A 15,749-nucleotide genomic window follows, 5' to 3' on the forward strand; every position below is an offset into this window, starting at 1 on the left:
CTCCTTAATGCTGTTGCCCTTATTCTGCGGCCTGCCCGAGGGCCAAATCAGGCGCTGTACCGGCCTTCTTGAGGCTCCAGCCTTTGATGATGGCATAAACCGCCGGAATGACGATCAGGGTCAGCAAAGTTGACGACACCATCCCGCCGATCATTGGAACGGCGATGCGCTGCATGATCTCGGATCCGGTGCCGTGCGCCCAAAGGATCGGCATCAGGCCGGCCATGATTGCTACAACCGTCATCATCTTGGGGCGAACGCGGTCTACTGCGCCCACCATGATTGCAGCGTAGAGTTCGTCGCGGGTCAGATCCCGGCCGTCCGCGCGGTCCCGCGCTTCATTCAACGCCTGATCGAGATAGATCAACATTATCACACCGGTTTCAGCCGCCACCCCGGCCAGCGCGATGAACCCGACTGCCACCGCAACCGACATGTTGAAGCCCATGAACCACATCAGCCAGATGCCCCCGACCAGCGCGAAAGGCAGCGACAGCATCACGATCAGTGTCTCCGTCAGGCGGCGGAAGTTCAGATAGAGGAGCAGAAAGATCAGCGCCAGCGTCAGGGGCACAACAGTGGCCAGCCGCTGTTTCGCACGTTCAAGGTACTCGAACTGCCCGCTCCAGCCCAACGAATAGCCGGGGGGCAGGGTGACGGAGGCCGCGACCGCCGTCTGGGCTTCGGCCACGAAGCCACCCAGATCGCGTCCGACGATATCGACGAAGATATAGACGGCAAGCTGTCCGTTTTCGGTGCGGATCGACGTGGCTCCGCGAGTGCGTTCGATGGTGGCTACGTCCCCAAGTGGAATTGTGCCACCGCCCGGCAGCGCCACTTGAACCTCGCGTCCGATGGCCTCCGGATCGGACCTCAGTGTCGCCGGATAGCGCACTGCGACGTCGTAGCGCTCGCGGCCCTCGACGGTCTGCGTGATGGCCTTGGCCCCCAATGCCATGCCGATCACCTCCTGCACATCCTGCACCGACAGACCGTAGCGGCCAAGGGCAGCTCGGTCGGGCGTGATGTCCAGATAATAGCCGCCAATCACCCGTTCGGCATAGGCGCTGGTCGTTCCTGGCACCGTGCGCACGACGGCTTCGACCTCACGGGCTACCTTTTCCATCTCGGTCAGGCTGGTACCGAAGACCTTGATCCCCACTGGTGTGCGGATGCCGGTGGACAACATGTCGATTCGCGCCCGGATCGGCATCGTCCAGGCGTTCGACACGCCGGGAAATTGCAGCGCGGCATCCATTTCCTGCCGCAGGCTTTCGATGGTGACACCGGGACGCCATTCGTCTTCCGGGCGGAGCTGGATGATCGTCTCGAACATCTCCGTCGGTGCTGGATCGGTCGCAGTCAGCGCGCGGCCTGCCTTGCCGAAAACCGACAACACTTCGGGGAAGGTCTTGATGATGCGGTCCTGGGTCTGCATCAGCTCGGCGGCCTTGGTGACCGAAAGCCCGGGCAGCGTGGTCGGCATGTACATAAGCGTACCCTCGTTCAGGACAGGCATGAATTCAGACCCTAGCTGACGCGCGGGCCAGATGGTGATTACCAGTGCCGCAATGGCCACGATGATCGTGAGACTCTTGGCCTTCAAAACGGCGCTGATAATCGGGCGGTAGACCGCGATCAGTACACGGTTTACCGGATTCTTTTGTTCAGAGATGATCCGACCCCGCACGAAGACCACCATCAACGCAGGCACCAGCGTCACCGATAGGAACGCCGCTGCCGCCATCGAGAAGGTTTTAGTGTAGGCAAGCGGGCCGAACATGCGTCCCTCCTGTCCTTCAAGCGAAAAGATTGGCAGAAACGAGACAGTGATGATCAGCAAGCTGAAGAACAGCGCGGGGCCGACCTCGCTTGCCGCTTCGATCAGCACCTGGATGCGTGGCTTGTCAGGGGCGGCCCGTTCGAGGTGTTTGTGCGCATTTTCGATCATCACAATGGCCGCGTCGATCATCGCGCCGATCGCGATGGCAATGCCGCCGAGGCTCATGATATTGGCCCCGATCCCGAGAAATTTCATTGCCGTGAAGGCCATGAGCAATCCGACAGGCAGCATGATGATCGCCACGAGGGCGGAGCGGACGTGCAACAGAAAAATGATCGTTACCCCCGCCACGATGAGACTTTCTTCGAGAAGCGTTGTTTTCAACGTCTCGATCGCCGACAGGATCAGGTCGGAGCGGTCATAGACCGGCACGATGTCGACTCCATCCGGCAGGCTTTGGGCCACCACGTCCAGTTCGGCCTTGGCGTTTTCGATCACATCCAGCGCATTTGCGCCGACCCGTTGAAGCACGATGCCACTGGCGACCTCGCCCTCACCGTTCAACTCGGCGATGCCGCGGCGTTCATTGGGGACTATTTCGATCCGTGCGACGTCTTTCAGGTTGATCGGCACCCCGCCAATGCTGCGCAGGGTGATGTTGCCGATATCCTCGGTCCCCGCCAGATAGCCGCGTCCGCGCACCATGAATTCGAACTCAGACAGCTCCACCGTGCGCCCGCCGGTGTCCATGTTGCTCTCGGAGATGGCCTTGCCGATATCAGACAGCGTGATCCCCTGCGCGCGCATTCGGACCGGGTCAACTGTGACCGAGTATTGCTTAACGAAGCCACCGACACTGGCCACTTCGGACACGCCCTCTGCGCGGCTGGCCCCGAAACGCACTACCCAATCCTGCAACGACCGCAATTCAGCAAGGCTCAGGTTCTCGCCGGTGATCGCATATTGATAGACCCAGCCCACCCCCGTTGCATCCGGACCAAGGGCCGGTGTCACCCCATCGGGCAGGCGAGCCGCAGCAGCGTTGAGGTATTCCAGCACGCGCGACCGCGCCCAGTACGGGTCAACTCCGTCCTCGAAGATGATGTATACAAAAGAGATGCCGAAGAACGAAAAGCCCCGCACCACGCGGGATCGCGGCACCGTCAGCATGGCCGAGGTCAGCGGATAGGTGACCTGATCCTCGACCACTTGCGGGGCCTGTCCCGGATAGTCGGTCAGCACGATCACCTGCACGTCCGACAGATCGGGAATAGCGTCGATCGGCAAATTGCGTAGTGACCAGACCCCTGAGGCGATGATAAGGGCCGTGGCAAAGAACACCAGAACAAGGTTGCGGGCGGACCATTCGATGACACGCGCGATCATTCGACTGCCTCCGGGGCGGTCAGCGCAGCCAGGGCTGCGTTCAGGTTGCTCTCCGCGTCGATCAGAAAGGTCGAGGTGGTGACGATCCGGTCGCCCTCGGAAATACCTTCGCGGACTTCCACCATCCCGGCGGCCTGCCGCCCCAGCACCACATCCTGCGGGGCGAATTTCCCCTCTCCCATATCGCGGATCACCACCTGGCGATCGCCGGTGTCGATCACCGCCGTTTCCGGCACCTGCACCACGGGCGCACCGTCGCCCGTCGCCAAAGCCACATCAGCGAACATGTTGACAAGCAAGCGACCCTCAGGGTTGGACAGGTCGACGCGGACGCGTGCCGTCCGGGTCTGCATATCGACCTCAGGGTAGATCTTGTCGATGATGCCGCTGAAGGTCTCGCCCGGTAGGCCTGGGAAGGTGATCGTCGCAGCGTTTCCATCCGAAAGGCCCGCGAGCGCAGATTCCGGCACGTCCGCCATGATCCAGACAACCGATGTATCGGCAATACGAAACAGCGTTTCGCCAGCCTCGGACATCATGCCTGCGACGGCCATTCGTTCCAGAACCACGCCCGACCGCGGTGCCATCAGGCTGATTTGTACCGGCGCACGCCTGCCCGCCGCGATCTTGTCGATCACTGACACGGGAACACCCAAGTTTGCCAGCCTTTGACGGCTGCCTTCCACGCGCCCTTCACCACTTCGCAGGTCCGAAACATACTGTGCGGCCGCCGAGACGATATCCGGAGAATAGAGCATCGCCAGCGGTTCGCCCGCTTTAACGATTGATCCGGTCGTTACATCCTCAACTTCTTCGATGAAAGCATCCGCACGCAATGAAATGACGCTAACTCGACGCTCATCTAGCGCGACGATCCCCGGCGCTCGAACCGTCGTTGCCATGGGCTTGAGCACCGCAACTGACGTACGTACGCCGGTGCGCTGTAGTTTGCCGGGCGATACGGTCACCGATCCGGCATCGTTTGCCTCATCGGCAAAAACGGGAAGGTAGTCCATGCCCATGGAGTCCTGCTTTGGCACCGGAGACGTATCAGGCAGGCCCATCGGATGCCGGTAGTAGAGAACGGTTCGTTCGCCAATTTTCGCCTCTAGAGGGTTGGGCGCCTCTGGGTCAAACGACACATCTTCGCTTGCCAGCACCGGCAGAAACGCCTTGCCATCGACGGTGTCGGTCGGCACCGCGGACCATTCGGCAAGACCGTCAGGGTGTCGATAGTAGATAATCGGGCCCATCGCCGATCGGATTTCGGCCGGCATCGCGTCAGCTTCACGTCCCAAAAGTGCTGTGAGCTGCGTCTGCGCCACATCCGTCAGCATCGCAGGCGTCCAGCGTTTGCCGCCCGCCGCAAGGCCAACCCATCCAGCCGCGCTGACAATGACGGCGATCAGCACCAGTTTGCCAAAGGCGCTCATGGCTGTACCTCGATTACGATCTGTGCCTGAACGGTTTCCATCTCGCCCTGCACCTTGGCCGCAACTGAAAAGCGCCAGTTTCCGTCCATCGTCAGATCGGCAGAGAAGCGATAGAGACCCGGCTCTTCGCCGGGTAACGCCAAGACCGGTGAAGTCATCGTCTCCATCCCGTCCGGCGCCATATCCAGCCTTGTGGCAAAGATGACGGCGCCCTCCACGGGCGCATTGGTGCGGGTATCAATCAGACGAACTTCTAGAACCGCATCGTCTCCGAAGGGATAAGTCGTCTCGACAAGAACGAGAATGTAATCAGATGCAGCGGCCTGTGCCACCGGCACGGAAAGCTGGGCCGCGACCACGAGGGCAGCAAGGGCGACTTGAATATAACGGGGCATGATACGCCTGTATTGACGGGCAACGGGAACGCCGACCATCGTATCGACCTGGAATTGGTCTAAACGTTACATCGGCGCGCGGCTGTTGGTGCGGCAGGCACCAGAACCGCTATGCTTTGGGCGGTCTTTGCAATCCGCCGTCTGCCTGTTGCAGAATCGCCGTTGCCTCAGTCCGCACGTACCCGGCACGTCCGGACCGAGGCAGGTTCGCCAGGATCACTCGTTCGAGCTCGGCCACGATCGGGGCCACACGACATTGCGTCGTGGAAATGCAGGCAGCGTCGCATTCCGGCATGTCCGGGCAGTCTTTCGGGCAGCAATCGCTCTGCATGGCCATAGCAGGCGCTGGGTCCACACTTGAAATGGACGCAAGATTGATTTGCGCCAGAACAGCGCCAACCAACAGAGCAACCAGAAAAAGGCGTGTTTTGAATAGCATGCAACATGCTATGCTGAAGTTCTCATAGATCAGCAATACACGTTTTGCTGAAATAGAAGTATCGTCCAGATTCACGCTCAATACGCGGATCGTCTAAAGCCTCAATCGCCGTAGTCTGAGCGCGTTCGCGATGACCGAGACCGACGAGAGGCTCATTGCGGCGGCGGCGAACATGGGCGACATCAACAGCCCGAATACTGGGTAGAGCACGCCCGCAGCTAAGGGCACACCGAGCGTGTTGTAGGCAAAGGCCCAGAACAGGTTCTGGCGTATGTTACGGATCGTCGCCACGGCCCTTGCCGTGCGTTCGTTATCCCCCGTGGCCATTATTATCCGCAGGCCCGCCTCGTGCAGTTCGGAAAATTCCAATTTGGATTGCATTACTGTATAAATTTATGATGCAGATCAGGAGGATGTGATGAGATGATCCTACCGCAAATTGAACCTGGATGAACGCCGAATCTTAGCGACAATGCTTCATCAGCTTTCTGGTGCCGATTTTCGGTCTCACAATCGGCGCGCTGTTCTTTGGAGAATAGCTTTCCGCCGCGCAGCTTTGCGGGATCCTATTGGTCATTGTGGGTATTGTGTTCGTCAATCTCAGCGGTGGAACACAAAACCATCAACGCGGAGCAGGAAAATTGATTTCATTAAATCAATAAGTTGATTTGACCAGACAAATGCTGCCGAGTTCGTTGAATGACTTCCCAGCAGAACATAAGAGTGGGCCTTGGTCTTTGATCTGGCGGGCCGGACGATGACACATTTGATCTATGTCAACGTCCGCGAGCATTGAACTTGCTAGAAGCGATGATCAGTTCTCTAATATGGCCAATCTCGGAAACTGGGGAAAGGAATTGAATGCCATGGCATCGCAAGACACCGGAAAACCGAAGGTGTCGGACTCCTCGCCGGAACGTGCGTTGCTGGACGGACGCGGCGCATTCCTTGGCTTCCTGATCAAACGGCTTGGCAGTCGGGCGGATGCAGAGGATGTCCTGCAGGATTTCTGCATCCGCGTGCTGGGGCGCAATGATCAACTCAGAGACGTTGAGCGGATGGATGCCTGGCTCTATGCGATCTTGCGCTCCACGTTGAATGACCATTTCCGTAAAGGCACGCGTCGCAACCGCTTGGCTGCGGCGGTGGCGCGTGAGCCGGAAGACTGGATCTCTGATGCGCCGACCCAGATGGCGCGGCTCTGCACCTGCCACGGCGGTCTTATTTCCGAACTGCGCCCGGCGGACGCCGAACTGCTCCGGCGTATCGACTTCGGCGAAGAGGACCGTGAGCATGTGGCGCGCGACCTTGGACTAACCCGCAACGCCCTTGGCGTTCGCCTGCACCGGGCGCGCACGGCTTTGCGCGAGGCGTTGACAAGTCACTGCGGCGACTGCTGCCGTGACGATCGTGACGATTGCTATTGTCAGCCTGAAGGTTGCAAGAACGCCGAGCACGAAACAGATTGCAAAGCAGAGCAGCAGAATTCCTGATCGAAACGCGGTCGGTTCTGTAACGTTTTTCGCCAATCGACGTCTTCTTTTGTGACTACGCCTTGGGGCAGCACAGCAGGAGGAATCGGATCATGCCACGGGAGACGACGAGTTTTCGTTCGGGAGCAACGGAACCGTCGCGGAATGCCGCCGTTCCGGGGTTCATGTCGCGGATGATATGCATTTGTGCAGAGGCCTCCGCGCATCCAGACGCCCCGATGGCATTGGCGTTGTTCCAGCGCGTGGAAATCTTGAAGCAACCCCCGGAATTAGCGGCGCGCGCACTGGGCCTCAAGCCCGGTGATGCGGCCTACCTGCTGACCGGTCTGCGCGAGGAGGTCGCAAAGATCCTCGCACTTACGCTTCTTGCAGGGCGGCCATCCAGAGAAATCTATGAACAGAAGGAAGCCAACGATGAATAAGAGCTTGCGCCTTGCAACTGTGACAACGGAGCCAACTACGGAACCCGAGTCTAAACAGCCCTCGGCTGACGCCCATATTCCCTATGCCCAGGACGCGTTCGAACGCTGGCTGCTGTTCCTCGATACCTTGCGGGAACGCGCCGACAACATGATCGCACATGAACGTCAGGGCATGCCGCCGCTTCTGGATTTCGACTATGAGCTTCTGCTGGATGCCCGCACCTTCGACCGGCCCGCCAATTATGCACTGCTCCGGATTACGCGGGCAGGCGAAGATTGCTGGGACGATTGCGTGGACGAGGCAAAGCCGCCGGTCATCGTCATTGATCCGCGCGCGGGACATGGGCCGGGTATCGGCGGCTTCAAGCATGACAGCGAAGTCGGCATGGCGATGCACGAGGGCCATCCGGTCTATTTCGTGATCTTCTTTCCAGAACCCATGCCCGGCCAGACGCTGGCTGACGTACACTATGCACTGCGTGACTTCGTCACCGAAGTCGCCCGCCGTCACCCGAACGCGGCACCCGTGCTCTACGGCAATTGTCAGGCCGGTTGGGCCGCCGCCTTGCTGGCCGCCGATTGCGACGGTCTGACCGGGCCCATCGTGCTGAACGGCTCTCCGCTCAGTTATTGGTCGGGCGACGCGGCCACCAGCCCGATGCGGATGCTCGGCGCGCTCTCGGGCGGATCCTGGGCGGCGCACATGATCGCCGATCTGGGCGACGGGCGGTTCGACGGCGCGTGGCTGGCGCAGAACTTCGAGACCCTGCAACCCGAAAAGGCGATCTGGGAGAAATACGCCAACCTCTTTTCCCATGCCGATACCGAACGTGAACGGTTCCTCGACTTCGAACGCTGGTGGAATGGCTACTATACGCTGAGCCGCGAGGAAATTCTCGGCATCACACAGAACCTTTTTATCGGCAACCGGCTGGAGCAGGGCGAGATGCAACTGGATGCACATTGCACCATCGACCTGAAACGGCTCCGCAACCCGATCATGGTCTTTGCCTCGGAGGGCGACAACATCACGCCACCGCAGCAGGCATTGGGCTGGATTGCCAAGCTATATCCTGACACCGATGCGCTCAAGGCTGCCGGACAACGCATCGTCTACATGACGCACGAGACTGTCGGGCATCTGGGCATCTTTGTCTCCGGGTCCGTCGCGCGGCTTCAGCATCGGGCGATCCTGGAAAGCTTGGAGGCGGTCGAAGCACTGGCGCCCGGGCTTTACGAAATGCTCATCGACAAGTCTTCCGGCAGTGCAAAGCGCAAGACCGGCGACTACGACGTGCGTTTCGAGCCGCGCGACGTCGATGATCTTGGCGTTGCGTCCGACGATGTGGCGCTGGCCCAGGTCGCGCAGATATCACGGATCAACGAGGCGGCCTATTCGACTTTCGTCAGCCCCTGGGTCAAGGCCGCGACCTCCCCGGCCAGTGCCGAGATGCTGCGCGCCCTGCATCCGATGCGATGGACCAGAACGATGTTTTCCGACCGTGTGAACCCTTGGATGGCGCTGGTGAAATCCACAGCCGACTCCGTGCGTGAGACGCGGGATCCTCTGCCGAAAGACCATCCCGCCATCCTAGCCGAACGCGCGTTGTTCGCGCGTACCGGCGAAAATCTCGGTGCCTTGCGCAAAGCGCGCGATGCATGGCTCACACATGTCTTTGGCGCGATGTACGGCAGTTTCCCCATCGCCACCACCACACAAGCGGGCCAACCGACCGCCATACCAAACAAGGAGTGAAGGATCATGGAATGGATTATCGAAAACTGGGTTCTGGTCCTCGTGATCGGCGGGATGGCTGCGATGCATCTCTTCGGGCATGGACACGGCGGGCATAAGCACGGCAAGACCGCGAAGCGTCAAACTGCACAGAAGAAGGTGCCGGACGCCTCCGCCGATACCCGGGTTCAATCGGAAGATGCCTGACTTCCCCGAATACTGCGATCCCGTGGAACTTTTGGACCTGTCCGGTCGCAAGGGCTTGGTCATCGGCATCGCGAATGAACGCAGTCTGGCGTGGCCCGCCGCTCTGCACTTCCGGCAAGCGGGTGCCGAGTTGGCCATCACTTTTGTCAATGAGCGCACCAAGACCCACGTGACACCGTTGGCCGCGCGGCTTGAAGCGCCCATCGTCCTGCCTTGCGATGTGGAGGCGCCACAGGAACTCGATGCCGTTTTTGATGCTATCGCAGAACGCTGGGGAAAGCTCGATTTCCTTCTTCACGCCGTGGGCAGCGTGCCGCCCGCCGACCTTCACGGTCGGCTGACCGACTGCTCTGCCGAGGGGTTCTCGGAAGCGATGGCCGTTTCGGTGCATTCGCTGATCCATATGGCGCATCTTGCCGAACCGCTGATGTCCGGCGGCGGCAGCCTGATCACGTTGAGTTATCTCGGCGGTGAACGTGTGGTGGAAAACTACAATGTGATGGGGCCGGCCAAGGCGGCGCTCGAAGCGACTGTGCGCTATCTCGCGCATGAACTCGGGCCGTCAAACATCCGTGTCAACGCTATTTCGGCGGGTCCGGTGCTGACCCGCGCGGCATCGGGGCTGACCGGCTTTTCGGGTCTTCTGGAGGCGACCAAGCGCGCAGCACCCTTGCGGCGCAACATAGAGGCCGACGAGGTGGGCCGAACGGCCCTGCTCTTCGCCAGCGATTACACCAGCGGCATCACCGGAGAAGTGTCGCATGTAGACGCGGGTGTTCACATCGAAAGCCCGGTCTTTTCAACCCAGATGAGCGTTAAGTCGGAGGATTCACGATGAACAGGACCGCAGACGACCCAGTTCCGCCGCCCGCAACTGAGCGGCGCGATTTTTTGTATTATGCAACAGCCTCGACCGGTGCGGTTGCCGTCGGGGCTGCGGTCTGGCCGCTGATTGACTCGATGAACCCCTCAGCCGACGTGACCGCCTCCGGTACGGTCAGGGTCGATCTGTCCGGCGTCGAACCGGGCCAACGCATTACGGTCAAGTGGCGGGGGCGCCCGGTCTTCGTCTGGCGCCGGTCTGCTGCGGCAATCGAGGCGGCGCGCGCTGTCGAACTCGACGATCTTGCCGATCCGGTCGACAGCGGGCGCGAGAACCCCAACGAGAGCGGCGAAGTGCCCGCACGAGACGAAAACCGCACGGCAGATGCGGATGGTGAATGGCTGATCGTCATCGGTGTGTGCACCCATCTGGGGTGTATTCCGCTGGGTCAGGACGGATCCGCAGTCGGAGAATTCGGCGGCTGGTTCTGCCCCTGTCACGGATCGCACTACGACACGTCGGGGCGGATCCGGAAAGGACCAGCACCACGGAACCTCGACATCCCGCCTTATGATTTGGGCGGTGACCTGCAACTGGTGATCGGCACCTGATCGGTGCATCGGCCCATAATCTGCGAAGGAGACAAAGACATGCAAGCCAAGGATATCATGACGACGTCCGTGATCTCCGTCCCGCAGGACAGAAAAATCGAGGACGCCGTGCGCCTGATGCTCGACCATCACGTCAGCGCGCTCCCCGTCGTTGATGCAGAGGGCGCTCTAAAGGGACTGGTCAGCGAAGGAGACCTGATGCGGCGCGTCCGCGACACCGACGGCCCGCGCCGATCCTGGTGGCTCGAACTGCTGGGCGGCTCTGGCAATTCTGCCCAGGAATTTATCAAGCTCAACAGCCACCATATCGCGGACGTGATGACCCGCGATGTCGTTTCGGTCGAGGAAGACACACCGATTGCCGAGATCGCGCGCCTTCTGGAAAAGCACCGGATCAAACGGGTGCCGGTGCTGCGGGAGGAGCGCGTCGTTGGAATTGTCAGTCGGGCAAATCTGCTCCATGCCTTGTCGGCAATTCCTGACGGGGCACTGGGGGAACCATCGGAAGATGATCGGGTGCTGCGCTCGAAGATAGATGAAGTCCTGAAAGAGGTTCCCGGTGCGACAGTCAATTTGATCAACTACACCGTGGACAAGGGCAATGTCGCAATCTGGGGCGTTGCAGACAGCGATTTCGAAGAGAACGCCATTCGGGTCGCCGTGGAAAACGTGTCCGGTGTCCATAGTGTTGACATCCACATGGGCCGACTGGCGGCATGGGCCTACGGCATTTGAGAGCGCATGCCCAAACAGATACCGGCGATTGGAAGTCGGCACAGCATTTGCGTGGGGATGATCGACCATCGCGGGAGCGGAGACAGAGCTCCAAAAAATACCGACGGACACGATTTGTCGGGTCCCATTCGAACTGACCAACGAGTGAGAGGACAAGCAGGGCCTCTTTCAAGGGGGTATATGGATCCGTGTGTCGCTATTCCGGAAAACGATTGCCAAGGCGTTAATATTAGGGCGTTTTTCAGCGGCGCAGCTACCGGACCTCCTCCCCGAAATCATGATACTTTTCTTTTTCTGTAACGTTCTTTGACGGTGAGCGTCTACTGAATGAACGCAACATATCGAGGAGCTTCAAGTGGACAATCGTTCCAATACCCCGGCCCAAGACACTGGATCGTCGAAAGGATGCTGCGGAGGTGTGACTCAGACCGAGACTGTCGCCGAGAAAGAACGGCGACCAGCGGAAGACAGCAAGCCGGAAAAGTCGGGCAAAGGGGGCTGCTGTTGCAGCAACAACTGACGCATTGGCGTCTCTGATTCAGTCGGTGGCAACGCCGTTTCTGCTGAACATGATCAACTGAAGCAAAAAGGAAATACATAATGCAAACCTTCAAGATACTCGCGACTTCTGCAACGCTTTTGCTGGGTGCCACGGGTGCGGCTTTTGCCCAAGCTGGTCACGGTCATGGTGCTCAGCAGCCTGGTGTGGCCACGGGAACAAGCGATAGCGAGTCTGGTCCCATGACTGGTGATCAGACCGACATGATGCAAAAGATGATGCCCATGATGATGGGCATGCACGCCCGGATGATGGATCATGGCGACAGACCGGGCATGGCTATGATGGATCGGGGCATGATGCAGATGATGATGGGCCCTGGAATGATGGGAGTACCCTCGGCCGAGGAGGCTACCGCGGCGATGCAAGCGCGGTTGAGCGAGTTTGACGCGGATGGCGATGGCAGCCTGTCCCTGAGCGAATTTGAAACCCTGCACAGCGCAATGATCCGCGAGTCCATGGTTGACCGGTTCCAGCATCTGGATGCCGACGGAGATGGCACAGTGAGCCCCTCCGAGATGGTTGCTCCGGCCGGTCGGATGAGCATGCGCGAGAGGATGAGCGCTATGTCGACGGATAATTCCGACAACTAGAATATCATGCCGGGCAAGCCAGCTTGCCCGGCATTTTACGGAATCTCTTCGTTCGCAATCTGATCGACAAAAAAGGAGCGAATTATGCTGCCAATTATCTATTTCACTTCGATAGCGGCGATCCTTTTTCTGGCCTTGCGCATGACCTGCGGGGCCTGTGTGATGGGCGCAAATACTGGGGCAGGGCGTCCAGGTTTGCCGCTTATGCCGCTGGGCTGGGCACTAAGCCTGTTTCTGGCAGTGACATTCGTGGTCTGCGTCGTGTTCGACCTGATTTTCCCCGACTACGCGATGTATGAAACCTGGGCTGGACTGCTGCCTGGGTTCGTCTGGCTGACCCCGGTGAGCTTCATTATCGGTCTGGTCGAGAGCTTTCTCTATGGCTGGTATGCCGCGTTGATCTTCGGCGGGCTCTTCAACGCCATCGCGAATAGGGAGGTGAAGTTATGACGACAACTCCCCAACCGATCAGTGGTACGCGTGTCGAATGATATCGACACATCACCCGTCGTCGCCGAAATCTGCTCCATGGTGATAAGAGGTGTTGACCTTCCAGCTACTGGACGAAGTACAGCAGTATGTATCGAAACATCGGGATTTTGCCGATGAGAAAGGAATCGAACGCGGTGTCAAGCGACCCATGCGATGCGGACCCTGCGTAATCGGCCGCCGACCTAGGCTCGACACGCTGTCCTGACACCCACATTGACTTGAGAAACCCGAATACGTTTGAGGCGGACACATGAACCAAAGACCCAATCCTGACCCGACGCAAGAGAGTGTGATCTATACTTGTCCGATGCATCCCGAAGTGCGCAAGACCGAACCTGGAGATTGCCCGAAATGCGGCATGCATCTTGTGCTTGAAGGCGAGCTTGCGGCACCGCAACATGGTCACGCCGGACACGGTGCCGCGGACGGGCACGGCCACCACGCCCATGGGCATTTCGTTGCCAAGACTGGTGAAGAGGGAGGCAGATACGACACCGTGCCCGCCGGTTACCAAGGCGCAGTCTACACCTGTCCAATGCATGCCGAAGTTCGCAAGACCGATCCGGGATCCTGTCCAATCTGCGGCATGGGGCTGGAGCTCGAAAGCGCCACGATGGTCGAGGACGGACCGAACCACGAGCTGGTGGATTTCACGCGCCGGTTTTGGGTCGGCGCAGTGCTTACCCTGCCGCTGCTGGTTCTGACGATGGGCCCTTATCTAGGTTTTGGGGGCGTCCGCGACATATTCGGCGAACGCACGACCTTGTGGATCGAACTTGTACTGGGCACACCCGTCGTCCTTTGGAGCGGCTGGCCGTTCATGGTGCGCGGCTGGAATTCATTCCGGACGATGAACCTCAATATGTTTTCGCTCATAAGCATGGGCGTGATGGCGGCCTGGCTGTTCAGCATCGTAGCCGTTCTTGCACCTGACATCTTTCCCGATGGCTTCCGCGATCCCGAAGGCCATGTTGGCGTCTATTTTGAAGCTGCGGCGGTGATCGTTACCCTTGTCCTGCTAGGGCAGGTGATGGAATTGCGCGCCCGTGAAGGCACCGGCAAAGCGATCCGCGCGCTGCTGGACATGGCAGCCAAGACTGCGCGCGTGATCCGCGATGACGGGAGCGAAGAGGAAATTCCGCTGGAAGAGGTACAAGTCGGTGACCATCTACGCGTTCGTCCCGGTGAAAAGGTACCGGTCGATGGCACCGTTGTCGACGGACGCTCTTCGGTGGATGAAAGCATGATTTCGGGGGAGCCGGTTCCGGTCGAGAAGACCGAAGGCGACGCGCTGACGGGGGCCACGATCAACGGCACCGGCAGTCTGCTGATGGAGGCGACGAGAGTCGGAGCCGACACGATGCTGGCGCAGATTGTCGAAATGGTTGCCAATGCCCAGCGGTCGCGCGCGCCGATCCAGAAATACGCCGACAAGGTCGCGGGGTTCTTCGTGCCTGTAGTGATCGTGATCGCCGTCTTGTCGTTCATCGCTTGGGCGATCTGGGGACCAGCGCCCGCCCTTTCTTATGCCCTCATCTCTGCAGTCGCGGTCCTCATCATCGCCTGTCCCTGCGCACTGGGTCTGGCGACGCCAATGTCGATTATGACGGCCACCGGGCGCGGTGCCCAGGCGGGCGTTCTGATCAAGAATGCCGAGGCGCTGGAGCGGTTCGAAAAAGTAGACACTCTGATCGTGGACAAGACCGGCACTCTGACAGAAGGCAAGCCCCGACTAATCGCGGTCTTGCCCGAACCGGGACATGACGAGGCCGAGGTGCTGCGACTGGCCGCTTCGCTGGAACGCGGATCGGAACATCCGCTGGCCGAAGCCATCGTGCGTGGTGCTGAAGACCGCGGCGTGGATATGGCGAAAGCCAGCGATTTCGAGGCGGTGACCGGCAAGGGCGTCAAGGGTGTGGTCGACGGCCGCGCGGTGGCTTTGGGAAATCTCGCATTGATTTCGGATATGGGTCTAGAGGCCGGTGCGCTGACCGAAAAGGCTAACGAGCGGCGTGACGACGGCGAAACGGTGATGTTTGTCGTACTGGAAGGCACGATTGCCGGGCTGGTCAGCGTGGCCGACCCGGTGAAGGAAACGACGCCAGCTGCGCTAAAGGCGCTGCATGATCTGGGCTTTCGGATCATCATGGCGACTGGCGACAATGAACGCACCGCTAAGGCCATTGGCGCGCGGCTCGGGATCGACGAGATCCGCGCTGATGTTTTGCCCGAGGACAAGGCACGGATCATCCGCGAGTTGCAGGAAGCCGGCCGCAAGGTCGCCATGGCGGGCGACGGCGTCAACGATGCGCCGGCTCTTGCACAGGCCGATGTTGGCATCGCCATGGGCACCGGTGCGGATGTCGCTATCGAAAGCGCGGGCTTCACGCTGATCAAAGGCAACCTTGACGGGATCGTGCGCGCTCGGCGTCTATCGCGCGCTACGATGCGCAACATCCGACAGAACCTGTTCTTTGCGCTGATCTACAATGCCTCGGGCGTGCCAGTAGCCGCGGGTGTGCTGTACCCGTTCCTGGGCATCCTGATCAGCCCGATGTTCGCCGCCTTTGCGATGAGCGCTTCGTCCATCTCAGTTGTCTTAAACGCGTTGCGACTGCGCGGTGCGAAAATCTGACAAAGGAA

The 15,749-nt window shown here is 59.8% G+C and carries 14 protein-coding genes and 1 pseudogene; 10 read left to right on the forward strand and 5 right to left on the reverse strand.

The genetic code is table 11. The annotated features are described in order from the left end of the window. Nucleotides 1-19 precede the first annotated feature (19 nt). From DL899_RS09225 to DL899_RS09240, 5 genes and pseudogenes are all read right to left on the reverse strand, one after another. Nucleotides 20-3,169 (reverse strand): efflux RND transporter permease subunit, encoded by a 3,150-nt coding sequence (locus DL899_RS09225; RefSeq protein WP_111734060.1) that lies wholly within the window; start codon nucleotides 3,167-3,169, stop codon nucleotides 20-22. Further along, the gene (locus DL899_RS09230) at nucleotides 3,166-4,602 is read right to left on the reverse strand and encodes an efflux RND transporter periplasmic adaptor subunit (protein ID WP_111734062.1); all 1,437 of its coding nucleotides are present in this window, start codon (nucleotides 4,600-4,602) and stop codon (nucleotides 3,166-3,168) included. Before DL899_RS09230 ends, DL899_RS09225 begins: the two co-directional genes overlap by 4 nt. Further along, on the reverse strand, nucleotides 4,599-4,997 hold the full coding sequence (locus DL899_RS09235; protein WP_111734110.1) for a FixH family protein: 399 nt from the start codon (nucleotides 4,995-4,997) through the stop codon (nucleotides 4,599-4,601). Before DL899_RS09235 ends, DL899_RS09230 begins: the two co-directional genes overlap by 4 nt. Before the next feature lie 109 nt (nucleotides 4,998-5,106). Then, nucleotides 5,107-5,517 carry a hypothetical protein gene (locus DL899_RS19375; protein WP_162685540.1) on the reverse strand — a complete coding sequence of 137 codons (411 nt, stop codon included), beginning with the start codon at nucleotides 5,515-5,517 and terminating at the stop codon, nucleotides 5,107-5,109. A gap of 12 nt (nucleotides 5,518-5,529) precedes the next feature. After that, a pseudogene (locus tag DL899_RS09240) lies at nucleotides 5,530-5,730 on the reverse strand (copper-transporting ATPase); the annotation flags it as partial. 572 nt (nucleotides 5,731-6,302) lie between these two features. Between DL899_RS09240 and DL899_RS09250 the strand changes: the two are divergent. The 10 genes from DL899_RS09250 (at nucleotide 6,303) to DL899_RS09300 (ending at nucleotide 15,741) form a co-directional block, all read left to right on the forward strand. Next, nucleotides 6,303-6,929: an RNA polymerase sigma factor gene (locus DL899_RS09250; RefSeq protein ID WP_089851915.1), complete on the forward strand. Its 627-nt coding sequence runs from the start codon at nucleotides 6,303-6,305 to the stop codon at nucleotides 6,927-6,929. Nucleotides 6,930-7,021: 92 nt separating this feature from the next. Beyond that, nucleotides 7,022-7,351, forward strand: coding sequence for a hypothetical protein (locus tag DL899_RS09255; protein ID WP_089851916.1), 330 nt, complete (start codon nucleotides 7,022-7,024; stop codon nucleotides 7,349-7,351). Then, a complete protein-coding gene (locus tag DL899_RS09260; protein WP_111734064.1) occupies nucleotides 7,344-9,107 on the forward strand; it encodes a DUF3141 domain-containing protein in 1,764 nt (587 codons plus the stop codon). The genes DL899_RS09255 and DL899_RS09260 overlap by 8 nt, the downstream gene beginning before the upstream one ends. Nucleotides 9,108-9,113: 6 nt before the next feature. Further along, on the forward strand, nucleotides 9,114-9,293 hold the full coding sequence (locus tag DL899_RS09265) for a hypothetical protein (RefSeq protein WP_111734066.1): 180 nt from the start codon (nucleotides 9,114-9,116) through the stop codon (nucleotides 9,291-9,293). Further along, a complete protein-coding gene (gene fabI, locus DL899_RS09270) occupies nucleotides 9,286-10,131 on the forward strand; it encodes an enoyl-ACP reductase FabI (RefSeq protein ID WP_111734068.1) in 846 nt (281 codons plus the stop codon). Before DL899_RS09265 ends, fabI begins: the two co-directional genes overlap by 8 nt. After that, nucleotides 10,128-10,727: a ubiquinol-cytochrome c reductase iron-sulfur subunit gene (gene petA, locus DL899_RS09275; RefSeq protein WP_111734070.1), complete on the forward strand. Its 600-nt coding sequence runs from the start codon at nucleotides 10,128-10,130 to the stop codon at nucleotides 10,725-10,727. The genes fabI and petA overlap by 4 nt, the downstream gene beginning before the upstream one ends. 39 nt (nucleotides 10,728-10,766) lie before the next feature. Next, entirely contained in the window at nucleotides 10,767-11,462 is a 696-nt protein-coding gene (locus DL899_RS09280; protein ID WP_111734072.1) for a CBS domain-containing protein, read from the forward strand. A gap of 600 nt (nucleotides 11,463-12,062) precedes the next feature. Further along, a complete protein-coding gene (locus DL899_RS19855) occupies nucleotides 12,063-12,614 on the forward strand; it encodes an EF-hand domain-containing protein (protein WP_239494657.1) in 552 nt (183 codons plus the stop codon). Between the two features lie 84 nt (nucleotides 12,615-12,698). Continuing rightward, nucleotides 12,699-13,064, forward strand: a complete 366-nt coding sequence (locus DL899_RS09295; RefSeq protein WP_089851928.1) for a DUF5676 family membrane protein — start codon at nucleotides 12,699-12,701, stop codon at nucleotides 13,062-13,064. A gap of 292 nt (nucleotides 13,065-13,356) precedes the next feature. After that, complete coding sequence (locus DL899_RS09300; RefSeq protein WP_111734076.1) at nucleotides 13,357-15,741, forward strand: copper-transporting P-type ATPase; 2,385 nt, start codon at nucleotides 13,357-13,359, stop codon at nucleotides 15,739-15,741. The last annotated feature ends 8 nt before the right edge of the window (nucleotides 15,742-15,749 follow it).

Source organism: Roseovarius amoyensis (genome assembly GCF_003260265.1).
In the GTDB taxonomy this organism is placed as follows: Bacteria; Pseudomonadota; Alphaproteobacteria; order Rhodobacterales; family Rhodobacteraceae; genus Roseovarius; species Roseovarius amoyensis.